Here is a 23,168-nt window from a genome sequence, read left to right as displayed (position 1 = left end):
CTATATTCGAAGGAGTATTAAACGCAGCGTAAAGTTTTTAAATCAATGTGAACTTGTCAGTGAGTTAAATATGAGCTGACAGCCAGCGGTTAGAATTGCACGTTGTCATGGATTGTCCGGAGGGTAAGTGAAAAACCAGTTAGTCAGTTTTGATGAGGTCTACAAGATCGTTCGGGGACACTGTCTCAGTAAATTTCCGCAACACGCAGAATGCCGGCCACAGTTAACGCTGAACTGGCATCTCAAAGCCTGCGGTTCATTACTCCACGCACTTGCTCCCGGGATTAACTTCAGCCATCGCACAGATGATGTGATCACTGAACTGGACAGATATATTATTAATGATAACAACAGAGAAGCGCTGTTTTCTGATTTATCCGACATGACCCGCTCGATGGCGGAAAACGGATACCTGCGACCGGATAAAGATGGTGATGATAACTATTATCCGACGGATAAACTGATCAGAACACCTTCTATACGATTCTAATCAGTCCCTGTTTGAGAGAAGCGCATGATTCCGGGCCATTCGGGGGCCCGGTACAGTGCGGGCATCCGTAGTGCGGGCATCCGTCGCGCCTGGGAGCAGTCACAGCGCGTCTGATTTTCGATTAAAAATCACTCAGAACCAGACATTTAATTTGACGGGTGGCGCTTTCCTTTAAGGTGAACAGATTAACGGGCAAAATCCTGAACATTTATTATTTGATTTATTAGTCAGACACCCTCATTAAGAATCTTCTCATCTTTCTTCTGGTGTTCAATACGCTCAGCCTTATTCATTAGCGTTGTTCAATATCCTAGCAGAATTACGCTGCGCTTATAAATAAATATAATTTTGATGTCTGTCAGCGTGACAAACATCACATTTTTGCCAGGCTTAATTAACTCACCAAAAAGGAGATACAGATGAACTCATTTACTAATAAAACGCTCATCACACAGGAATATGCGAAGCCGCCGTTTAAAAAACAGCATCAGCCTGTTCCTGGCCTGGCGAGTAAAATGGAACCACGTCCCGACCACGGTGAAACCAGTTACCGGGGGACAGGACGCCTTACTGGGCGTAAGGCGCTGATTACAGGCGGCGATTCCGGCATTGGTCGTGCCGTTGCTATCGCTTATGCGCGTGAAGGCGCCGATGTCGCAATTAATTATCTGCCGGATGAAGAACAGGATGCCGCAGAAGTCGTAAAACTAATCGAAGCCGAAGGACGAAAAGCCGTTGCTATCCCAGGCGATATTCGTTCGGAAGAATTTTGTCAGAAACTTGTTAACGAAGCTGCCAGCCAATTAGATGGTCTTGATATTCTGGTTAATAATGCCGGGCGTCAGCAGTTTAACGAATCCATTCGTACGCTCTCTACGGAAGATTTTGACGCCACATTTAAGACCAATGTTTATGCGATGTTCTGGATAACCAAAGCGGCGCTGGAATATCTGCCGGCAGGTTCATCCATCATAAATACCACTTCAGTACAGGCCTATGATCCGAGCGCCATTTTACTGGATTACGCTCAGACAAAAGCTTCAATAGCGGCTTTCACCAAAGCCCTCGCGAAACAACTGGGTGAACAGCAAATCCGCGTTAATGCTGTCGCTCCGGGTCCATACTGGACGCCTCTGCAGGTCTGCGGCGGCCAGCCACAGGAAAAAGTTGAGCAATTTGGTGCCACTGCCCCGCTGGGCCGCCCCGGCCAGCCGGCAGAAATTGCGCCTCTCTATGTCACCTTCGCCGAAACCACCAACAGCTTTACTTCCGGTCAGGTCTGGTGCTCCGATGGCGGCACCGGCACGGTCTGAGTGTCAGCAGGATTTTTGAAGAACGTGGCCGGAAGCGGCCACGTTGTCGTCTCAGCATGCAGGGAAGAGCAATGAATAATCAGATACTACGATCGCCGATGCGCGAGGATGGATTTGCCCGTCTTGGGGACTATGCGGCCATTGGTGAAGGTCGGTCTGTGGCACTTATTGCCCCGGATGGGGCTATTGACTGGTGGTGTGCGCCAAACCTTGATTCATCCCCCTTGTTTGACCGCCTGCTGGACCCCGAAATCGGCGGTTTCTTCCAGATTGAACCCATCGAGGATTATCGTACGGAACGGGCCTACCGCCCTGACAGCAACGTCCTTGAAACACGGTTTATCACGCAGGATGGCAGCGTACTCATTACTGAGTCGATTAACAGTACGCTTGCCGGTCGTCTTCCCTGGAGCGAGCTGGCAAGACGTATTGAAGGGACAGAGGGCGAAGTTGAGCTGTGCCTGACGTTACGTTTCGGTACCGCAGCCGAAACACGCTCTCCGTGGTGGGATAACACCGAACAGGGAGACGTTTATCATCTTGCCAACCTGATGGCGATGCTGCGCACGACTGAAGACTGGCTGATCGCTGAGCGCGGCGATGGGATAATACGCGCAACGCTTCGCACCCGACCTGAAAGCCACTCGCTGGTCGCCCTGCTGGTGACGGAGCGCGAGCCGCTGGCAGTGCCTGATTTGAAAGCCATTGATGCCCGTATTGAAACCAGCCATACGGCGTGGCGCGACTGGACGCACAGCCTGAGCTACGCAGGCCGTTATGCAGATTACGTCAGACGCTCGGCGCTGTCTCTCAAATTCCTCTGGTATTCGCCAACCGGTGCACTGGCCGCTGCGGCAACCACCTCACTGCCCGAGGGCATTGGCGGAGAGAAGAATTATGATTATCGCTATGCATGGGTGCGCGACGCCTGCCTGATTATCAAATCGTTCGTTTTTCTGGGCGCGCTGGAAGACTGTAAAGCCGCTTTTTCATGGTTATCGAAAACCATCATACGCCACGGCACCCGGCTGCGCGCCTGTTACACGCTGGAAGGCGGCGTGGTGCCTGCAGAAAGTTACCCCTCCTTACGCGGTTATCAGCATTCTCTTCCTGTTCGTATCGGCAACAACGCACGCGATCAGGTTCAGCTCAGCATGTACGGCGACATGCTGGCCACGGCAGAACTCTTCATCCGTGCCGGCCACATCCTGGATCTTGAAACTTCACGCATGCTGGGAGAGCTCGCGAACTACTGTGCCGATCAGTGGCGTCAGAAAGACAGCGGGATCTGGGAGTTGCCGGACGAACAGCATTATACCCACTCCAAAATGGCCTGTTGGTTGGCGCTCGACAGCGCAGTATCACTGGCAAAAGCTAAACATATCGAACCCACCTGGGTTCAGCGCTGGGAGCGGGAGCGGGATCGAATCAGTGAATGGATTGAGGAGCACTGCTGGTCAGAGGAAAAGCAGGCTTACCTCTTCTATCCCCACGCTGACGGTAAGCTCGATGCCGCTCTGGCACTGGTACACCACTATGGCAACACGGTTAACCCGGAACGCATGCGTGCCACCTATCGTGCCATCCGGGAGGACTTGGGCCACGGCAGCGCGATGCTATACCGTTACAGCGGCGTTGAGCAGGAAGAAAGCACGTTTATTGCCTGCTCTTTCTGGATGGTCGAAGCGCTGGCAGCGATGGGTGAAGCGCAGTCAGCCGAAAAGGCGATGGAAGAGATTCTGGATAAGCTTTGCCAGCGCGGCAACGTCGAAACCTTCAATGAAATGTTTGATGTCCGCAGCGGCGAGTGGCGCGGCAACATGCCACAGGGGTTGAGCCACCTGGCTCTCATCTGTGCGGCGCAAGCGCTGACCGATCACGCTTGAACCTCAACCGTTTTTTCTGAGAGCAGGGTTCCAGCGTTGCAGATACAGCCCGGCTGGCCCTCTTACATCACTTTAAAAAGGATATAACCGATGATCCGCGGAATTGAACATATTGGCATTACCGTTTCTGATTTAAAGCAGGCCGAGCATTTCTTCATCGGTGCACTGGATGCATCTGTGCTCTATCGTATCGTTCCGCCCGCTGAAGAAGATAAATTTGTTCCGGGTAAAAAAATGGCTCCCCTCAATGGCTTCCCTGCAGAACTCAGGCTGACCGGGCTGTCCATGCTGCGGCTGAAGAATGGCTGCAATGTGGAGCTGTTCCAGACAGATCCTCCCGCAAAGGATCGCTCTGCTCACCCGGGGCTCCCGGGAATTAACCACTTCTCAGTGTATGTGGATGACATTCACCAGACTGCGGAAAGAATGCGGGCGCATGGCGCAGAAATGCTTGAAGGCCCATCAGACTGCTTTGCTCAGGAGGAGGGGGGAGGCAATCAGACGTGGTTCGGCATGACACCTTTTGGCGTCCTCATTGAGCTTATTACACTGCCTTCAGGCATCCGCTACGACGCTGAAGCCACTCAGCAGCGCTGGATACCGGAAGCCTGAATCTTTTACCCGGAGGCCAGACGATGCAAAGACGTGAATTTATTGCGGGCGGACTCGCAACATTGTGCCTGTCGCGGGCAGCCTTCACTGTGGCAGAGTCGATGGTTAATCCGCAACTACAGGTTGCCGCCACTTCACCCTGGCTTGCCAACGGCATTGCTGTCTCAGCCGGTGGCGCCATGTTTCTCAACTTCCCCCGCTTTAAAGGGCATGGGAAGTCGCCGGCGCTTGCGCGCGTGACTGAATCCGGCCTGGCCCCCTTCCCGGGTAATCACTGGAATGAATGGACTCCGGGTGATGAAGGTCTCAACAGCCTTGTCAACGTTAATGCCTGCCATCACTTCGGAGACGGCCTGCTGTGGGCGGTTGATCAGGGTGCTCCTCAGGGTGAGCAACCTTCAAAGGGAACGGCAAAACTCGTCGCATTCAACATCGCAACAGGCGAAGCGGCTTCAGTTATCCGGTTTGATGAAAAAGCTTTACCGCCGGGTGGTGCGCCTAACGACCTGCGCATACAGGGTAACTCCGTGTACGTGACTGATTCCGGGCTTGGCGGCGTCATCATTCACGACCTTGATACCGGAAAAACGATAAGGCGGCTCTCCGGAAGTGCATTGCTGCGTAAACCAGAGGGGATCGATCAGAAAGGCTACCAGGGCCGGATTCTGGAGGATAAAGACGGAAAACGACCCGCCGTCCACAGTGACGTCATTGAGGTCAGCCCTGACGGCCAATGGTTATACTTTGCGACCCCCACCGGCCCGCTTTATCGTATCCGTACGGCTTCATTAAAAGATCACCGGTTAAGCGATAAAGCACTGGAGGGGCAAATTGAGAAAGTTGCGGATATCCCCTCTGTGGGTGGCTCCGCCATTGACGCGGCAGGGAATATTTATCTTTCCAACGTGGAGAAACGCTCTGTCGATAAACTTCAGCCTGACGGTACGCTGAAGACGCTGATACAGGATGAGAAGCTCATAACGCCTGACGCTCTCGTTATCTCAGACGGCTGGATCTATGTGCCCGCGCCTCAGATTGAGTATCTGGCAGATAACAACAAGGGTAAAGATGCAACGCATGGTCCCTGGTCAGTTTACCGCTTTCCCTATAGCACTTAAGAAGACGATTATGTGAATCAATTCTATGCGATGCATAACAAAGTCTCAGGGCAGGACAGAATGAATTGCAGGCATAGAACGGAAGTCGCTCCTGAATAGAAGCCATCAGGGGGAGTGTCTGGATACCTGACAAGGTGACTTCAGGTCAGGAAAATTCCGAGAATGTGACGCGCAGCAGGAAAAATTCCATGCCTGAACCATAATGATTAGCATGAAGTTCTGCAGAGGGATTGCCAGGCGGCAGCCCGTGAATTAACGAAGGAGACCGACATGAACGAAGATCGCATCAGCGGTAACTGGAAGCAGTTCAAAGGCAAAGTTAAAGAACAGTGGGGCAAACTTACCGACGACGATATGGATGTCGCGGAAGGTAAACGCGACCAGCTGGTCGGCCGTATCCAGGAACGTTACGGTTACGGCAAGGAGCAGGCTGAAAAAGAGCTGAAGGACTGGGAAGATTCTAACCACTATAAATGGTAACCCCCTGGAATTGATACTGAAACCGGCTGCCATGCCGGTTTTTTTATTGCATGGCATAAGTACGTGATACAGGGCTGGCCAGTAATCTGCCCTCGTGCCGTACGTCTATTTCACCCTAAAGATTTTCACTTCAAAGGGGAATTCTGAAAACTGCCCTGTGCGGAGCCACTTTAAATTTAAGATAGCGATTTTTTTCTGAATTAATCTATAGTTAGTGCCGGGTGAAACCCAATCTCTTGGAAACTTGAATTTTTAACCGGCACTCAATGTACCGGTTTTTTTCAACTCTCCTTTGTAGCCTTTATTCAGCCACCATAAAACTGATAAGAGCCCGTTCTTTTCGCTTTCGCCTGATACATCGCTTTGTCAGCATGATCAAATAACTGATCGACGGATACTGATCCGAAGCCTGCAAGGCTGATACCTATGGATGCCCCGATACGCACTTCCATTTTATGAATAACGAATGGCTCCCGGAGGCTGTCAATAAGACGCTGTGCGATCGCTGAAGCCGCCTCGCGATTAAGGCATTTAGCGGCTATGACGAACTCATCTCCTCCCAGGCGCGCCACTGAGTCCCCAGGGCGCATGCAGTGTTTTAATCGCTCACTCACCTGCTGTAGCAAAACGTCACCTGCCGCATGCCCCAGGGTATCGTTAACGGGTTTGAATCCATTAAGATCGATAAAAAGAACTGTCGTGAAAGTGAGATCTTCTCCCTCAGACAGCATCCCTCTGACTTTATCGTAAACCCAGGCCCGGTTAGGCAATCCGGTCAACGTGTCCCGGGTAGCAAGCTTCTCAAGCCTTCTCATTTTTTCCTTGTCATGCGTGATATCGCGTGAGACAAGCACGGCTCCGATATTATCGCCAGTAGAGGGATCACTTACCCCACAAGCCTTAGTACCGAGCGTGATGTAGTGGCCATCCCGGTGCCTTTTGCGAACCTCTACGACGTCCGGCAGCACACCACCCTCAAATAGATGCATTAACGCATCTCCGGCGGATACGCGGTCGTCAGGATGGAGGAAATCCACCACGCGCTGGCTGTCAACGCCAAGATTATTGACCGTTTTGGGGGTGCGGACGATTTCCTGGACTGATTAATTACCTGTAGCCCATTATCTGCCGGTACGTTTCGGGACTGACTGCCCCCAATGACAGCTTGATGCGATGGTTATTATACCAGCGGATGTACCTATCCACCTGTTGCATAAAGCCGTCAAGCATCACACCCGACCAGTCCCGGCCATAGTACATCTCGTTTTTCAGCCGCCCGAAGAACCCTTCACACGCCGCATTATCTGGCGAGCACCCTTTGCGCGACATTGAACGTGTGAGCCCCGAGGCTGATATACGCTGCAACCAGCCCGGCCACCGGTAATGCCCGCCACGATCGCTGTGTATGATCGGGCGTTCATTGGGTTTAAGCGTGCCGATCGCGCTTTCCAGCATACTGTTGGCCAGCTCTGCGTCGGGCCGTGTCCCCACCGACCAGCTCACGACCTTGCCGTCGAAGCAGTCCACGACAGGTGACAGCCACACTTTACCTGCGGGCAGCTGGAACTCCGTGATATCCGTCAGCCACTTCTGATTGGGTAACACGGCGGTGAAGTCCCGTGCAAGAAGATTGGCTGGTGCCGGTCCGATTTCTCCGCAGTACGAGCTGTAACGCCGGCAACGGGCTGTGCTGACGACAAGTTTTTCCTCTGACATCAGCCTGCGCACGACTTTTTCTGAGAGCCTGACACCTTCATGACGGAGCATTGCATGCAGACGACGATAGCCATAACAGCGGTAGTTGTCGTGGAAGATCTCTGCCAGAGCAATACGTATACCCGCATGTTTATCACCGGCACGCAGCGTGGCACGGTGGTAAAAATAGCTGCTGCGGGCCAGGTGGAGGATACTCAGCAGCGCCGGCAGCGGATATGACTCTCTGAGGGCATCAGCGATCTTCGTTTTTTCTCTGTTTGTCAGAGCGCTGGCGCTGATGCCCGGGCCTTTTTTTATTATTTCATCCGCCTTCTTCAGTATGTCGTGTTCCATCTGCAACTGCCGGATTTCCTGCAGGAGCTTGTCCCGCTCACTGCGCAGTACGTCTGTCTCTTCATCTGCACTGGGTATGCTGCGTTTACGCATGGCGCTGTATGCCTCATCACCGATGACCTCGTCTTTCCATTTATACAACACCTGACGGCTGACACCCGCGTCCTGTGCGATATTTCGGGCGGATTCACTGCGGGTACACAGTTCCCTGACGGCCTGCCGCTTTACCTCCGGCCTGAAGGGAGCATTCGGGTTTTGAGTACCGGTAAAAATGCGCCGTTTCCCCGGGTGAAGTTCATCTAACCAGCGAATAAGGAGTGCGCTGCAGGGGTATCCCAGCGCTCTGCGGGTAAAGGCCAGGCAGCAGCCGTGCGTAAGATAATGGTCAACGGCAGCGTGTTTCTGCGCATCAGAGTAGCGCTCTTTGCGGGGCAGACAGCTGATGTCACCGCCACTGGCTTCCCATGCCCGGACCCAGCGCCTGAGATTACGTTCGGTGGGGTAACCCAGTTCACGAATGACAGCGGTAATCTTTCTGCCGTATTTAAAATAGAGCTCAATCGCACGAATGCGATCCGCTTCGGTAAACATAATTCATCTCCTGAAAGTCCAGGAAATCGTCCGCACCCCCTTTTCGCCATTTTCATTGTCCGCTGTTGGTCATTAACGCTGTCCGCTTTCCACCATTTCATCATCACTGATTGGCGTTGCGCTTTTTGCCAGCCCCCGGCCTTGCGTTTCTCTTTCAACCGGTAGCTTTCTCCTTTTATGTTCAGCGTCGTTGAGTGGTGCAGCAGACGGTCCAGGATCGCCGTCGCCAGCACGTTATCTCCGAACATCTCGCCCCAGTCAGCGAACCCTTTGTTTGACGTCAGAACGATGCTCGCTTTTTCATACCTACGGTTCAGCAACCTGAAGAACAGACTGGCCTCCTCACGGTTCATTGGCAGATATCCGGCCAACCCATGACTTAACCGCTGCGGGATTCAACATGATGAACAGCCTGCCGGTACTGAGTTCTGACTCAGTCAGCAGCAACAGCTGCAACGGAGGTGCCTGCGGAAAATATGCCAGCGCTGAAGAAGCGGCTAAAGCCGTGGTTCAGGTCGTGGGGGACACCTCTCTGCGCACCTGCAGCGACGCATCTCAGTGTACCAGCGGTGATGACGAACAGCAGCCTGGTGCAACTCAGGCCGGCACCGGCTTTGCGCCCATCCTGGAAGAGACCACTAAAGACAATACTGAGCAGCTGGTCAAACTCGTTAACGGCATCGAACAGCCTAACGCGACGAACCTGGCAAAACTCAAAACCGGCAGTTTACCCATCACGGCAGGTGTCATCAGAGCACTGCAGAGAGATCCCGATAACGCGGCACTTACCGCCCGCCTCGCCGGCGAGCTGGCGATGGCGGATACGGTTGAAACCGCGCTGATTATGCGCCGCATGATCGTTACCGGCATGTCAGAGCCTAACGCTGCCGCCCAGAATGCGGCCATCGAGGAAGGCGATCGTCGCGTTGCGGCCATCGACCGCGAGATCACCGCATTACGCAACGAAATGGAGCTCAAGCGCGAGCTGTCCCGCAATTCTGTGCTCACCATTATCGATCGGGAAAACGGGCGCGTTAACAGTAACCCGCAGACGCAGAGCGATGACAGCACCGACAACCGTATTAACCGCCTGGCCGTGCCTGAGACGGAAAACAACTGATGAGAGCGCATCCTGTGAAAACCAAAAACGGGGCGCAACGCGCCTCATTTTTCCGCCGGCACCCCGCGCTGTTTCGCGTGCTGTATACTGCCGGCGCTCTGCTGGCATTCCTCCTGGCCGGGCTCATCGTCGCGGACCGGGCTATCAAAAATCCTGCTCAGGCCGCTGCATTACGTGACTGGATGGAGCATGCACGCTATGGCTGGCTGATATGGCGCCTGGCGGTTTACGGTGCGCTGGCATGGGGTTTTATGAAAGTTTTTCGTGCGCCGGGATTCGGCCCGCAACACCGCCAGCCTCTTATCCGCATTGCGGCTGTCAGCTTCATTTTTGCCGTCGTCTGTGAACTGGTGCTGCTCGGCGGCATGGGAGCGTCATGATGCTGACTAACAGCTACCTGGAATATTTCCTTACCCTGCTCGGCTGGGTGGTTAACAACGGACTCTGGAATATTCTCATCACAACCGGCCTGTTTGCCGCGCCTGTGGCTTTCCGGCTTATCGGCATCTGGCTGAAAGTACGTGAGGAAGGTGAAGATGAGGGGAATAAAGGTGCTCTGTCCATACCCCGCATGGAACATGCGATTTACACGTCTTTTCTGGTGATGATTGCCTGCTGTATGCCGCTGATGAACGTCGATATGAGTACGATAAAATATGACACGGCGCGTGCGCAGAGCTGCGGGACGTGGACGCCAAAAGCGCCCGATGACACGGGATATTCACCGGTCATATCGAGCATTAACGATCAGACGGCTGCCGCGCCGGTCTGGTGGTATCTGATTCACAAGCTGGCGAAGGGCATTACGCAGGCGTCTGTTGCCACAATCCCCTGCCGCCCGGACATGCGTCAGCTGCGCTTTGAGGTTCAGCACACGCGAATTAACAACAAATCTCTCGCGGAAGAGCTGCAGGACTTTACCAACGACTGCTATTCGCTCGCGCTGTATATGTGGAAACGTCAGGATCAGGGGCAGACAAAAGACAAAGCGACGCTGCGTGATATTGAGTGGATAGGCAGCAAAACCTTCCTCAGTAATTATTACGGCAGCCTGCAATCGAAAACGCCCCGGGCGGAATTTGCCTGGAACGAAGGCCGCGATAGCGGAAGGCCGGATACCGGCCGGGGTGGCTACCCAACCTGCAGCGAATGGTGGAATAAAGCGGATACCGGACTGCAGGCCCGCGTAGTCGATCAGGCTGACCCTGGATTGTGGACCCGTCTGTCGGCAGCCATGACGATGATTGGGGGAAACTCGGCAGACTACAGGGAGGCTATTATTCGCCGCCTGGTCAGCCCTGAGAGTCTGACCGTATCACAGGGTGGACACGTCTATGCCGGCTACGGAGGCAACGCTGATTTCACGCTTGATAACTCCGTAGCCCGCGTGGCTGCGGTCGGCGGCACCGCGTTGGGCAGTCTGGCAGCGTTTCCGGCGTTCGATGCCATGCGCCAGGCGCTGCCAATGGTGCAGGCTGTATTGCTCATGGCGGTGGTGGTGATTCTGCCGCTTATTTTGGCGTTCTCAGCCTATGAAATTAAGACCGTCATTACGCTCACGTTTGTGCTTTTTGCCCTTAACTTCCTGACGTTCTGGTGGGAGCTGGCTCGATGGCTCGACAGCTGGCTGCTGACGGCATTATACAGTTCTGACACACACAGCAGCTTTAACATGGCAGGTTTTCAGAACAGTTCGGATGACCTGATCATGAACTTTGTTATGGCCACGATGTTTCTGGTGCTGCCAGCGTTCTGGATGGGTGCACTTTCATGGGCTGGGGTACGTGTTGGTGGTGCATTGGACGGAGCATTGAAAGGTGGAACTTCACAAGTTCAACAAGCTGGCGGTAGCGCCGTAGATACTGCTAAGAAGGCAGTAAGACTCTGATAATTATGATTAGCAGGAAGTGTCACCTGCTAATCATCTTCATCATCGCGATCAGTCCTAGTAGATGTAACCGTAATGCTTTGTGGGCCACTATACATACCAAAACCGTCATTCCCATCTCGATACTGGTAACCACTTAGTTCATCAGCATCGTCCCAATTTTCAGTATCGCTAACCGCTATGTTGCACAGCATATAAACGAATAGGCTGCCAAGAATAACAAAGGTGCCAATGAAAAAACCGCATATTATAGCGATACTAAAAACCACAACACATGCGGTAGGAACTGGAAAATATCCCATAAACTTAGGAAGCCCATGCTTTGAAACCCATGCCACACAAACATCATTTGCTGCCCTTGCGCTTTTCGTAAATTTTAGCCAGAGCCTGGCTGCAACGGCTCCTCGTTTGAACGCTAAATTTTCCATGTTTGATACCTCTAAACCATAAATTTTTAGTTAATGCAGTTGGCTCTTTATACGCTTAATCGTTGGCTGCCAAATACAGTTCGACATGAGCTAGGGGTTGAGGTCCAGGGATGTAAAAACCACGCTAAGCGGTATCAGAAATCGATTTTGAAACGGCAACCGCCATCACCCTGGCAGCTCTGGTTCAGAATTCTGAGCGGTGTATGAGCGGCAGCTCGTGATCGCCAAGAGTTTTACGGATAAAAGCCACAGGTAAATCATAAGGACTTTCACCATTAAGGCCTGAAATGAATCCCTCCACCAGTTTGTAGGCTCGTTCGCTCAGCTCAGATGGCTCCAGCCAATCAAATTCATAGATTACAGACACCATTGCAAAGGCCAAGTGCTTGCAACCTTCTCCCCTGTATCCCCATGTATAGCCGCTTGTTGTGGGGTAGATATTACCGCGTTGAATCAGGACTTCCGGTGTTGCATCTGAGCGGGATTGCCATAACGCTACGCCGGCACCTTCCACTATACGCAGAAGAATCCTAGCTGTATTTTCAGTAAGTTTCCCGGGGCTCTTATTAACTTTGCTGAAATCGAAATCATCTAGAGTGAGACGCTTTTCTTTTGACAATTTAAATATTCCTGAATAATCGATGTTTTACCTCACCTTACCAAGATTTTCGCGGAAACCTCAATGGTCACTGCCAGTTTTTGGGTGTCAGGGAGGTGAGTGAGCACATGCGTTTTACGGAAGAACCTTAGAAGTCCTCAATCAGCCCATTTCTCTTCCTCCTGTTGTCGATAAGCATTTATGATTCGGATGACGGTTCGTTCCGAAACTTTGCACAATGATGCCATATCAGCGATATGCTGAGCCCATTCTGCGCGCGCAACCGGATTATGTTGTGATGACGCGTCAGATCAGGCAGCCTTCTTTTGAACTTCCCTTCATCCTTCGCTTTTCCTATCTCTTCTGCTTGCCGGCGACGGCGGTCCTGATAGTCCTTACGCGTAATCGCCGCCAGCATTTCCAGCATCATGCTGTTAACCGCGTGCAGCATTGCTGGAGTGAAGTCATCGCTTGCGTGTTTTTCAAGTGCCATGTAGCTGAAAGGTAAATCCAGACTGATGACCGAGAGATGCTTTTCGCTGATAAGAGACTTCAGCCTCAGCCCTCATCATCAAGGCGTGACAGCCTGTCTATCTGCTCGATAAGGATGGCATCGCCTGGAGCAGCACTTTCAAGTAGGCGAATAAGCTCCGGACGATGCCTTGCCCCCTGGGCATCCTGTTCATGTAGTGGCTGATTCAGCACTCATGGACACAACATGAGAGATGTGTAGGAGGGGCACAGAGAAGGATAGGGCGCCTGATCCGCCGCAGAGGCCGTGCCACGCTTCCGGGAAAGTGCTTTATGCGGAAGAAAGCGGATCCGGCAGAGAAGGCGATGCGGTCTAGCAAGGAAAAACAGTTCTAATAGTTATTATCTTACTCAATCTGTAGATGAATACAAATTGACTCATAATGATGTAGCTCCGACCGACAAGCGGTGGGCAAGATGAAATTAGTTACAACAGACATAAATATTCAACTTAACATCGGGCACCGAGCAGTACCTGAAACCCCGCGCCCCTCTCAGCCCGGACCCGCGCCGTATCTGCACCCCGGTTGCCCCTACTGTCCAGCCGCCGCCGCCCGGCCCGCAGGGCCGGATCCGTGAAGGCTGAGAAATGAATGCTGTAACTACTGGGTTCTTCTTTGCTGTGAGTATTCCTGCGGGTTCTTCCTTTCGTCTCCGACCGTCTGACTTCAGTGCGCCTGAAAGGCCGCAGCTTAAACGGCGGTCGGACAGGAAGGTGATCGGACTTAGGGATTCACTGATTTTCTGAGGCCTGTAGTGCGCTGTCAGAGTTTTTTTTAAATAAAATGAATTCTCATGTGAATTCCGAGTGACTGCTATGGCAGGCGGTATTTCAGAATTCATGATGGGTATAACGTTGAAAATGCCCAGATGGGTATTTGCATTCACTTGACTACCCATTTGCATTTTACTTGAACATCGCCAACAAAAAATCGCTACTGATGCTGAGGGGTAGACATGGCATTACGTGACCGGCAGTTGTGTGCCAGAAGCGGAAGTAGCTAACAACAGCATGTGCTGAACAACGGGGAACAGGTCACAAGAGCCCAGATTGCAGACCGGTGTGATTTTCCTTTTTCTCGCAGTCCCTGATAATACAACCTGGCCCAGTATGAGGAGTTGCTGCCCATTCAACAAAGCTCTGCCTGACGAACCTGGCACACTGCTATCTCCTGTGAACCCAGGATTTCTGGCCACTTCTTTCTGTCACCGATGCAATGCCTGCTTAGTTTTGAATTTCTTCAGCGCTGTTAAACCAATCGCGGTTATCACCAAGTGCAGCAAGCATTCGTGGGCCCATACAAGGCCCCATGCCCGGAAGTAATTTAAACAGCCCCGCACCAGGCAAAGTGTCAAACAGCGTTTCGATTCATTCGTTATAGGTTTTGATGATTTCATTTACGACTTTAATTTGTGCCGCCAGTGCTGTTGCCAACAAAGCATTAGCCTCTATAACGCTCGGGTCTGTCTTCAACGGCATAGCGTTCTCAATACTCGCAACACGCTGCTCAGTAAGGGCCATTGCGCGATGTGTATTCCATTAGCTTCAGCGCAGGTTTTTACACTTTACAACCCAATAACCATTGGGGATTTCAATAAACGATGAGCGGAAATCTTCAGGACTGTGTTGACCGCTCTCTGTCAGGTTTAAAGCCGGTTCAGTTAATACCTTCGGTGGAACTGGCCAGCACCAGGTGAATGGCTGTCGCGTAAACCTGCCTGTTTCCATCAACGGCTTCTTTTTCAAATTGGATCAGTTGCTCAAGGATGCTGTTTTTTTCAACACGTTTACCTGCAGCAATCAAATGAGAGACCGCGCGCCCTATAGCCATGTTGATTTCATCTGTGACCTGCGACGTATTGATATCCATACCGGTTCCTCTCTGTTTGTATATCTATACCTGTTAACTAGAATGAATAATCCACTGATTTTGAAGAACTGCGAGTTGATTAAGACTTTATCACTGCCGATATGAGGCGATGATCAGTCATTTCTGAAAGGGTGTGGGCAAAACGGAGACCGCTCACGCCACAGGTCGCTTTCTTAGCGAAACGAGGCTTTATCCATAAAGGTGAGTACCTTACTACTGAAGAGGAGCAAAAGCGGCAGGTCATTCAGGTGCCGTTTAATAGAAGAGGGGGGACAGAATATACCGCTGAGATTATGCGTGGCATGACATCAGTCTGAGCATGCAGGGCGGGTTCAGTAATGTACGGCGCGTTCAAGGCAATGAAAAAATAAAACCCGGCGATAAAGCCGGGTGGTATAAGCTGCACCATCAATCCGGAACCAGCATTGTTCCTGCGCGAAAAATACACTACCGCTCATTTTGCGTCCAGTTTCATTAGTTAAAAAAGCCTAATACTATGCAGTCAGTCAGAGCTGTCCGGTCTGCCTTGTTTTGCCTGGCAGTTTTGACTGAAACCCACATTTACTTTCCGCTCACCCTTCAAATACCGGAGGTTATCCAGCCTGGTCTCCTGTTTCGCTGATTTCGTTCATGCGACAGCCTTTATTTCGCGGATGGTCACGCTGAATCTGTGCTTAACTCAGTATCAGTCTTCGAACAGGTACCGCTATGTCGCTGAGCAGTAAAACCTTCCCCCTGAACAAACCTTATTCTTCGCTGGTGCGAAGTGTCTTACTTTTCTGTGTACTTCTGGTGGTGGCCATGGCGGGGTCGACCGCCTGGACGTTGCATGAGGACTGGCACAGAACCGTTCAGCAGACGGAGGATATGGCCGTCAATCTGTCGCTTTCGCAGGCGCGCCAGGCACAGGACACGATGCTGCAGACCGAGCTGGCCTTAAGAGAAATGCAGCGGGATCTGCAGAATAGTCCCCTTGATGGGACTAACGCCACCGCACTGAGCCAGACGATGCGGACGCTGCAAACCCGGCTGCCTCAGTTACACGGCTTATTTTATTATGATGCACAGGGGAAATGGATAGCGACGTCGGCCAGGCACGTCCCGGCAGGAATTAATAATTCTGACCGGGAATACTTTCGCTACCATCGCGACAGCATACGTGACAGCGTGCATATCGGACCGGTTATCCGCAGCCGCAGCACGGGCGATCTGGTTATTCCTGTTTCTCTTCGTGTCAGTGATGCCTCACATGGCTTCAGCGGCATACTGCTGGCCACCGTCAGCGTCGACTATTTCCGGCGCTTTTACAGCTATTATGAGCTGGGGAAGAATGACGTGCTCGTACTGATGCTCGCGGACAGCACCGTTTTGTATGCCCGGCCAAAGCCAGACAGCTATATCGGAAAAAGTCTTTCAGGCAGCCATCTTTTCCGGCAGATGCTGCTGAATGCCGAACGCGGCAGCGGCGAGTGGGCGGCGGCGCTGGACGGACGCCGGAGAATTTTTGGATTTGCCAGCGCCGAACGTTATCCGCTGGTCGTGGCCGCCGGCTATGATGAACACACGCTGTTCCGGCACTGGCTGAAAAGCCATCTGCAGGATGTGGCGCTCAGCTCTGCGCTGCTGATATCCGTGCTGGTACTTGGCCTCTTCATCGTAAGGCAGGCCCGCCTCAGCCAGCGTTATCAGGAGCGGCTGATTGGCTTACAGGGCGAACTGGCGGCCGCAAATCACTCCCTGGACCGTCTTGCCCACACCGACAGTCTGACGGGACTGGCCAACCGGCGGTTGTTTGACCGGTTTCTGCATGATGCCCTGCATGCCGGGGAAAAAGACACCTTTCCGGTTTCGCTTATTCTCATCGATGTCGACTACTTTAAGCGCTACAACGATAAGTACGGGCATGTTATGGGTGATGAGTGTCTGAAAAAGATTGCCACCACCCTCAGCAGCATGACGCAACGCCGGACTGACAGGGTTGCCCGCTATGGAGGGGAAGAGTTTGCCATTATCCTGGCGGGGGCGGATGAAGCTCAGGCAGTCAGCATGGCCCGCCGTGCTACTGAAGCCGTCGCCCGGCTGAATATCCCGCACGTTTTAACAGGCGTACCCGGCCTGAAGGTGACCCTGAGCGCAGGCTGCGCCACCGCGCAGACCCGTATCCGCGTCACGCTGCACTGATTGTTGCGCTGCCGATCATGAACCGGATGATCGCTTCACCTGCAGCCTGGTCTGCAGAGGTGTGAGGGCCCGCGTCGTCAGGCCCTGACGTTCACAAATATATTATTTCCCGGGCAGCGCCCAGGCCATCAGGGCGTCACCGGAACGCGTGCCCAGACCGCCGTGTCCGCCTGCGGCAATCACCACATACTGCCTGCCGTCTTTACCCAGGTAGGTTACCGGGGTCGCCTGGCCCCCGGCGGGGAGACGCGCGCGCCACAGCTCTTTGCCGCTTTTCTCATCGAAGGCCCGCAGGTAATCATCCGCCGTGGCCCCCATGAAAATCAGTCCGCTTCGGGTGATAATATTGCCCCCCATCATGAAAATGCCGGTGGGCAGGGACGCATTGGTGTGCGTCCCGAAGACGTTCATATCACGTGTGGTTCCTGCCGGACGTTCCCAGATGACCTTCCGGGTTGCCAGGTCAATGGCATACACTTTGCCCCACGGCGGCGCGCTGCAGGGGGCACCCAGCGCCGTCAGCCAGGGTTTCACCACCGCCGCCCAGCCGGTGCCATACTGAGGACCCACCGCAAATGCCTTCGGTTTGGGATAGGGCTGGCCGCTCTGCCAGCCTTTCCAGGGTTTCATCAGTCCTTTTGCCACGGCGTCCCGGTGGGTCATCATCTCCATGGTGAACGGGATATAGCTGGTGTTGGCGATGAGCACGTTGTGCAGCGGGTCAACAGAGGCACCGTACCAGTCCATCACCCCGTCAAAGGCCGGATAGGCGATAGAGGTGCCTTCAGCCGGTGGCGTAAATTTTCCCTGGTATCGATAACGGTGAAACTGGATACGGCACCACAGCTGATCGAAGGTCGTGGCCCCCCACATATCGGTCTCTTTCAGGTCGGGAGGTGAGAGATCGGGCATACCGGAGGAATCCGGCTGCGTGGCGGACAGATGCTCCCCGGGCAGCGAAGGCGAGGTGGGAACCGCGCGCTCACGGACGTCCGCCAGCGGTTTACCCGTCCGGCGATCCAGCAGAAACAGCTGGCCCATTTTGGTTGTCTGTACCAGCGCGGGGATAACGCCTCCCTGATGGTCCGGTAAATCCACCAGTGACGGCCCGATCGGCAGATCAAAGTCCCAGACGTCATGATGAACGGTCTGGAAGTGCCAGCGCTCCTCGCCGGTCTGTATGTCCAGCGCCACCACAGCGCTGGAATATTTTTCATCAGACGGCCGCCGGTTGCCGCCGAAATAATCCGGAGTGGCATTGCCCAGCGGGATATAGATGAGGCCCAGCTTCGCGTCCGCCGTATAGGTGCCCCACCCGTTAGGGGTGCCGCGGGTGTAGGTCTGCCCGGGCCTGAGCGGGGCATTGGCGGGCGTCCGGCCCAGGTCCCAGGCCCACACGGGTTTACCGGTGACTTCATCATAGGCACGTACTACACCGGAGGGCTCGCCCTCGGCCTGATTATCGTAAACCCAGCCGCCCAGCACGATCCTTCCGTCCATCACCATAGGCTGTGAGGTGATAAAATGAAAACCGGGCGGCACGTCGCCCATATTGTCCGTCAGGCTGACATAGCCGTTACGGCCAAAGTTTTTACAAAGCTGACCCGTTCGTGCATTGAGTGCCACCATGCGCGCGTCGGCGGTGGTGCTGATAATTTTTTCCGGGCAGTCGCTGTCAGAGCCAACTGCACTGTACGCGACACCGCGGCAGGCGAGGTATTCGTTTGCGGAAGTATCCGTGTGCGGATCGAACTTCCAGCGCTGTTGACCGGTTGTGGCGTCCAGCGCGACAACCTGCCGGTGCGGCGTGCAGATATAAAGCGTGTTACCTACCTTAACGGGAGACACTTCAAAACTGAACTCCCGCCCCGCGATGTCTTCCCCCTTGCGCATCACGTCGCCGGTGTCATAGCGCCACGCGGGTTTCAGATCCGTGACGTTTGCGGGCGTGATCTGCGCGAGCGGTGAGAAGCGCTGACCGGCAGCATTATTTCCGTAGTATCGCCAGTCGCCGTTATCAGTATCGGTCATGGAGGACACTGCAGAAGGGAACGGATGATGAGTGACGAAGCGTTCGTCGGTAACGCGCCACCCGCTCCAGAAAATGAGAAGGATGGCCGCAGCGTAAAGCACGCCGGGAGCCAGTCCGTAACGTATTCTGACCGCAGCGCTGAAGATCGGCTTCTGAATCCACGGGAGACAGAGCCAGAGGCCCAGCAGGGCAAAAGTAAACAGCCTTGGCATCAGTTGCCAGCCGTCCAGCCCTACCTCCATGAGTGCCTGGAGCGTACAGACAGCAAATGTCAGCAGGTAAACCACAAAGCCGGCCGGGCGTTTCAGCACCAGCAGGACGCCCGAGGCCAGAAAACCGGCACCCGTCAGCAGATACCAGCCCGTCCCGCCTTCCGCTGCCAGCCAGCCGCCCAGCATGAGCAGGGCAAGACCGCACAGGCAGACCAGTATGCCGGAAATAAACGTCAGTCTTCCACGGTGGTTATTTTTCACGTGCGCCCCGGATGTAAAGGAATGTCAGTAAAGCCTAACTGAAACTGAAATCTTTGCGGTTCAGGGCGTCCGGGAGGTCGTAAAGGAATGTGTCTGCCCGGGATGATGCCGAAAGGGAATGCACTTCTGTGGGAATAAAATATTTATCACGTCGTAAAAACGACTTCACCGGAATATCCAGGAACCTGAAAAAAACGGACTCATTTTTATCTTCCTATAGTTAACACTGACAGGACGGATGAGCCGTTCGCTTAACGAGACAATAACCGTCCCTTACCGGGGCAGGGAGTAGACTTTGGCGCACACAACCCGAAAAGCAACGATATATCGCATGGTCATGAAAGAGCATGTCTGTCCGTATGGAATGAAATCCCTCTGGCTGCTGCGTCACTATGGGTATGACGTTGACGATAACTGGCTGAAAACCCGCGAGGAGACCGATGCCTTCAGGGAAAAGCATAACGTCAAAACTACGCCCCAGACTTTTATCGGCGGAAAGCGCATCGGCGGCTATGACCAGCTTCGGGCCTTCTTCAATCATCCGCTGCCGGATAAGAATAAAACCTCCTACAAGCCGGTGGCGGTTGTCTTCATCATGGCTGCTCTGCTGGCTATGGCCGCGCAGTTTGCTTCTGTTGGGCAGATAATGACACTGCGCGCCGCAGAGTGGTTTGTTGCCTTCAGTATGGGCATGCTGGCGCTGCTGAAACTGCGCGACGTGGAGAGTTTTTCTACCATGTTCCTGGGCTATGACCTGCTGGCGCGCCAATGGGTGCCCTATGCCTGGCTGTATCCTTTTGGTGAGGCGCTGGCGGCCTTGCTGATGACGGCGGGCGCACTTCCGTTGGTGTCCGCGCCGGTTGCCCTTTTTATCGGCACCGTTGGGGCGGTATCCGTCGTTAAAGCCGTCTATATCGATAAGCGCGAATTGCGCTGCGCCTGCATGGGCGGTGACAGTAACGTACCGCTGGGGTTCATCTCACTGACTGAGAACCTGATGATGATAGCGATGGGCGTCTGGACACTGGTGAAGCTGTTTATATGACCTGAAACTCCCCTCCTGACACTGGCTGACTTTAGCGCCGACAGAAGGTTGGGTATCTTCGCCAACATCACTGCGTTTCCTTTGTATCTGCTGGCAGGTTCAGGACCTTAACGGTACCGTCGGAAGTGTTTCATCCTGTCAGCTTCAGTGAAGAGTCATGTATAACCGCTGGCTCACAGATCTCGGTTGCTACGCTTATTCCCTTAACTGCCAACAGGAGAATGGAATGAGCAAAGTTGCTGTGATAACCGGAGCCGGAGCCGGCGTTGGACGCGCCGTGGCGGAAAAGTTTGCCCGTGAAGGATACAGTGTTGCGCTGCTGTCACGTAACGAAGCGCGGCTGCAACATACCGCCAGCGAATTCAGGGAGCAGTATTCCGTTAAGACCCTTGCTATTGCCGTGGATGTTGCAAACGCACAGCAGGTAGCGGATGCGGCCAGCCAGACTGAACGCGAGCTCGGGCCAGTAGACGTCTGGGTTAATGTGGCAATGGCTACGGTTTTTTCACCCGTTTCGGGACTCGAACCGGCCGAAGTCGAGCGGGCCACGCAGGTCACCTATCTGGGGCAGGTATACGGCATGATGGCCGCCCTGCGTCATATGCGCATACGGAACCGGGGCTCGATTATCAACGTTGGGTCTGCGCTGTCGCACCGTTCCGTGCCGCTGCAGGCTGCCTACTGCGGTGCAAAATCCGCCATCAGAGGGTTCACTGACTCACTGCGTTCGGAGCTTATTCATGACGGGCTCAGTATTCAGCTGACCATGGTGGACCTGCCCGCCGTGAACACGCCGCAGTTTGACTGGGCGAGAAACAAAATGCACCGGAAGGCCCGTCCCGTGGCGCCGGTATTCCAGCCTGAAGTGGCCGCGCGCGCCGTCTGGTTTGCGGCCACGCATAAAAGACGGGAGGTCTGGGTAGGCTTTTCAACCGTAAAAGCCATCCTGGCCAATCGCATTGCGCCCGGTCTGGCCGATCGTTACCTTGCACGTGCGGGGTACAACGGACAGATAACGAACCAGCGCCTGTCTCCGGACGCGCCTGACAATCTTTTTGAATCTCCTGACGGTCACTGGGAGGCAGATGGCCGGTTTAATAATGAAGCAAAAAGCAGCAGCTGGCAGATGTTTACAGAGCGACACCGTAATACCCTGTGGGCCGTTACCGCACTTGGCGTAGCTGGGCTGCTGTGGCGCAGGAGAAAATAATCACAACTGGCAGGCCAGAGTACCTGCAGCAGAGCCTGCCAGGACGCATCGGGTTTCCCTTCTCGTTGCCCGGTCCGACATCAGCGGCGAAATCACGTTGATGACGAACAGGTGTCTGATTCGTCGGATGACCGAGGCATTTTGTCCACCAGAAGTCGGGCATTTTTTGCCGTTCCGTTCTAACCTTATTTCATTGTTTATCGATTATCTTGAAAAGGCATAACTGAGAAAACATCCGGCAGAGGAGGCATGATTGGCTGCGCCATTGGTACGGCCGTGATACAGCTGACCTCCAGGGGCAACGCCCTCAGCAGGGACAATATTTTTATGTACTCGAGTTGATGGGAACAGCCTCAGACGATTTCAGGACAAAGACGATACCAAAGCGCCGCGCGAGGCGCTGACCCAACCCGTTCTGAAAAATCGAGGAGTGGCCTACTGGCACGCCGCAAATCCGGTGGCTGAAGAGGCCTGCCAGAAGGTCGTTTACATGGGAACGGTCGATGGCAAGTTATATGCGCTGGACGCTGATTCAGGCAAGCCCTGCGAAAATTTCGCCTGGCACGGCGTGCTGAATGTTGAGCAGTGGAATACTATTTATTAACGCCAAATTTCAGCTGTCGCTGTTACAACCCCCCACCGTGGTGGGTGATCACCTGATCTTTGGCTGGACAGGTAAAGACTGGGCCTATGCCGAGGCTCCGCCGGGAACAGTCTTCTCTGTCAATGCCCGAACCGGAAAGCGCGAATGGACGTTTGATGCAATCCCTGCCGATATCTGCAAGCAGACCGGGACAGCCAACGTCTGGACGCAAATGTCTGCCGACGTGGCGCATGGCCTTATATACCTGCCTGTCCCTTCACCGTCGCCCAACTACTGGGGCGGTAACCGTAAAGACGCTATTCCACTGGGAACCTCAACAACGGCACTGGATGTCAACACCGGGAATTTTGCCGCGACAAATGGCCTGGCAGTGCGTGTGCTGTATGCCGACATATGCAGGTTACTCAACCATTCCTGACCTGCTCCCCGTTGATTCATACTGAATGTTGTTAGTCATGTCCTCAGATCGCTAAACAGGCTTAACGTCGGATGTTTTCCGTCTTCCAGTCGAACTTCTTAACGCCAGTCAGGCAGGGATGAAGGGTATATCACATACCCGTTTTTGTGTGGGTGCGCACATTCCTTTTCGGTGAAGCGTACATTCTTTAAACCTTGCAGAAAATAAGCCGATAACGAATTTGAACAATT

Annotated in this window: 19 protein-coding genes and 4 pseudogenes; 13 read left to right on the top strand and 10 right to left on the bottom strand. The window is 53.7% G+C overall.

Going from position 1 to position 23,168, the window contains the following annotated elements:
* Positions 1-127: 127 nt before the first annotated feature.
* The 6 genes from QMZ30_RS12020 to QMZ30_RS11995 all read left to right on the top strand — a co-directional run bounded on the left by QMZ30_RS12020 (position 128) and on the right by QMZ30_RS11995 (position 5,899).
* Positions 128-490, top strand: coding sequence for a hypothetical protein (locus QMZ30_RS12020; RefSeq protein WP_283227556.1), 363 nt, complete (start codon positions 128-130; stop codon positions 488-490).
* 419 nt (positions 491-909) lie between these two features.
* Positions 910-1,803, top strand: coding sequence for an SDR family oxidoreductase (locus QMZ30_RS12015; protein ID WP_283227555.1), 894 nt, complete (start codon positions 910-912; stop codon positions 1,801-1,803).
* 71 nt (positions 1,804-1,874) lie between these two features.
* On the top strand, positions 1,875-3,689 hold the full coding sequence (locus tag QMZ30_RS12010; protein WP_283227554.1) for a glycoside hydrolase family 15 protein: 1,815 nt from the start codon (positions 1,875-1,877) through the stop codon (positions 3,687-3,689).
* Between the two features lie 90 nt (positions 3,690-3,779).
* The gene (locus tag QMZ30_RS12005) at positions 3,780-4,301 is read left to right on the top strand and encodes a VOC family protein (RefSeq protein ID WP_283227553.1); all 522 of its coding nucleotides are present in this window, start codon (positions 3,780-3,782) and stop codon (positions 4,299-4,301) included.
* Between the two features lie 23 nt (positions 4,302-4,324).
* Positions 4,325-5,419: an SMP-30/gluconolactonase/LRE family protein gene (locus tag QMZ30_RS12000; protein WP_283227552.1), complete on the top strand. Its 1,095-nt coding sequence runs from the start codon at positions 4,325-4,327 to the stop codon at positions 5,417-5,419.
* Between the two features lie 270 nt (positions 5,420-5,689).
* Positions 5,690-5,899, top strand: coding sequence for a CsbD family protein (locus QMZ30_RS11995; RefSeq protein ID WP_017345754.1), 210 nt, complete (start codon positions 5,690-5,692; stop codon positions 5,897-5,899).
* Between the two features lie 305 nt (positions 5,900-6,204).
* On the opposite strand, the gene QMZ30_RS11990 is transcribed toward QMZ30_RS11995, so the two are convergent.
* The 3 genes and pseudogenes from QMZ30_RS11990 to QMZ30_RS11980 all read right to left on the bottom strand — a co-directional run.
* Positions 6,205-6,888: a GGDEF domain-containing protein gene (locus QMZ30_RS11990; protein ID WP_283227550.1), complete on the bottom strand. Its 684-nt coding sequence runs from the start codon at positions 6,886-6,888 to the stop codon at positions 6,205-6,207.
* Positions 6,889-7,006: 118 nt separating this feature from the next.
* Positions 7,007-8,539, bottom strand: coding sequence for an IS3 family transposase (locus QMZ30_RS11985; RefSeq protein ID WP_283227549.1), 1,533 nt, complete (start codon positions 8,537-8,539; stop codon positions 7,007-7,009).
* A 72-nt stretch (positions 8,540-8,611) separates the two neighbouring features.
* Positions 8,612-8,904 (bottom strand): annotated as a pseudogene (locus QMZ30_RS11980) (ATP-binding protein); the annotation flags it as partial.
* Between QMZ30_RS11980 and QMZ30_RS11975 the strand changes: the two are divergent.
* From QMZ30_RS11975 to QMZ30_RS11965, 3 genes and pseudogenes are all read left to right on the top strand, one after another.
* Positions 8,901-9,659, top strand: a pseudogene (locus tag QMZ30_RS11975) (integrating conjugative element protein); the annotation flags it as partial. The pseudogenes QMZ30_RS11980 and QMZ30_RS11975 sit on opposite strands and share 4 nt — an antisense overlap.
* Before the next feature lie 14 nt (positions 9,660-9,673).
* Positions 9,674-10,039, top strand: a complete 366-nt coding sequence (locus tag QMZ30_RS11970) for a hypothetical protein (RefSeq protein ID WP_283227548.1) — start codon at positions 9,674-9,676, stop codon at positions 10,037-10,039.
* Positions 10,039-11,547, top strand: coding sequence for a conjugal transfer protein TraG N-terminal domain-containing protein (locus QMZ30_RS11965; RefSeq protein ID WP_283227576.1), 1,509 nt, complete (start codon positions 10,039-10,041; stop codon positions 11,545-11,547). Before QMZ30_RS11970 ends, QMZ30_RS11965 begins: the two co-directional genes overlap by 1 nt.
* A gap of 29 nt (positions 11,548-11,576) precedes the next feature.
* Here the strand turns inward: QMZ30_RS11965 and QMZ30_RS11960 are convergent, their stop codons facing one another.
* From QMZ30_RS11960 to QMZ30_RS11935, 6 genes and pseudogenes are all read right to left on the bottom strand, one after another.
* Complete coding sequence (locus tag QMZ30_RS11960) at positions 11,577-11,975, bottom strand: hypothetical protein (protein ID WP_283227547.1); 399 nt, start codon at positions 11,973-11,975, stop codon at positions 11,577-11,579.
* 184 nt (positions 11,976-12,159) lie between these two features.
* Complete coding sequence (locus QMZ30_RS11955; RefSeq protein WP_283227546.1) at positions 12,160-12,594, bottom strand: hypothetical protein; 435 nt, start codon at positions 12,592-12,594, stop codon at positions 12,160-12,162.
* Between the two features lie 178 nt (positions 12,595-12,772).
* Positions 12,773-13,066, bottom strand: coding sequence for a recombinase family protein (locus tag QMZ30_RS11950; protein WP_283227545.1), 294 nt, complete (start codon positions 13,064-13,066; stop codon positions 12,773-12,775).
* A gap of 65 nt (positions 13,067-13,131) precedes the next feature.
* Entirely contained in the window at positions 13,132-13,278 is a 147-nt protein-coding gene (locus tag QMZ30_RS11945; RefSeq protein ID WP_283227544.1) for a recombinase family protein, read from the bottom strand.
* An 866-nt stretch (positions 13,279-14,144) separates the two neighbouring features.
* A pseudogene (locus QMZ30_RS11940) lies at positions 14,145-14,632 on the bottom strand (transposase); the annotation flags it as partial.
* A 130-nt stretch (positions 14,633-14,762) separates the two neighbouring features.
* Positions 14,763-14,975, bottom strand: a complete 213-nt coding sequence (locus QMZ30_RS11935) for a hypothetical protein (RefSeq protein ID WP_283227543.1) — start codon at positions 14,973-14,975, stop codon at positions 14,763-14,765.
* Positions 14,976-15,683: 708 nt separating this feature from the next.
* Between QMZ30_RS11935 and QMZ30_RS11930 the strand changes: the two genes are divergently transcribed.
* A complete protein-coding gene (locus QMZ30_RS11930) occupies positions 15,684-17,156 on the top strand; it encodes a sensor domain-containing diguanylate cyclase (RefSeq protein WP_283227542.1) in 1,473 nt (490 codons plus the stop codon).
* Positions 17,157-17,258: 102 nt separating this feature from the next.
* Here the strand turns inward: QMZ30_RS11930 and QMZ30_RS11925 are convergent, their stop codons facing one another.
* Positions 17,259-19,661: a membrane-bound PQQ-dependent dehydrogenase, glucose/quinate/shikimate family gene (locus QMZ30_RS11925; RefSeq protein ID WP_283227541.1), complete on the bottom strand. Its 2,403-nt coding sequence runs from the start codon at positions 19,659-19,661 to the stop codon at positions 17,259-17,261.
* A 331-nt stretch (positions 19,662-19,992) separates the two neighbouring features.
* On the opposite strand from QMZ30_RS11925, the gene QMZ30_RS11920 reads away from it, so the two are divergent.
* The 3 genes and pseudogenes from QMZ30_RS11920 to QMZ30_RS11905 all read left to right on the top strand — a co-directional run.
* A complete protein-coding gene (locus QMZ30_RS11920; protein WP_283227540.1) occupies positions 19,993-20,706 on the top strand; it encodes a MauE/DoxX family redox-associated membrane protein in 714 nt (237 codons plus the stop codon).
* A 226-nt stretch (positions 20,707-20,932) separates the two neighbouring features.
* Positions 20,933-21,916: an SDR family oxidoreductase gene (locus tag QMZ30_RS11915; protein WP_283227539.1), complete on the top strand. Its 984-nt coding sequence runs from the start codon at positions 20,933-20,935 to the stop codon at positions 21,914-21,916.
* A gap of 376 nt (positions 21,917-22,292) precedes the next feature.
* Positions 22,293-22,863: pseudogene (locus QMZ30_RS11905) on the top strand (pyrroloquinoline quinone-dependent dehydrogenase); the annotation flags it as partial.
* Between the last annotated feature and the right edge of the window lie 305 nt (positions 22,864-23,168).

The sequence above is a fragment of the Pantoea sp. EA-12 genome (assembly GCF_030053355.1).
Lineage (GTDB): Bacteria > Pseudomonadota > Gammaproteobacteria > Enterobacterales > Enterobacteriaceae > Pantoea > Pantoea vagans_C.
The sequence above is the reverse complement of the archived record's forward strand: the minus strand, read 5'-3'. Positions and strand labels throughout refer to the sequence as shown.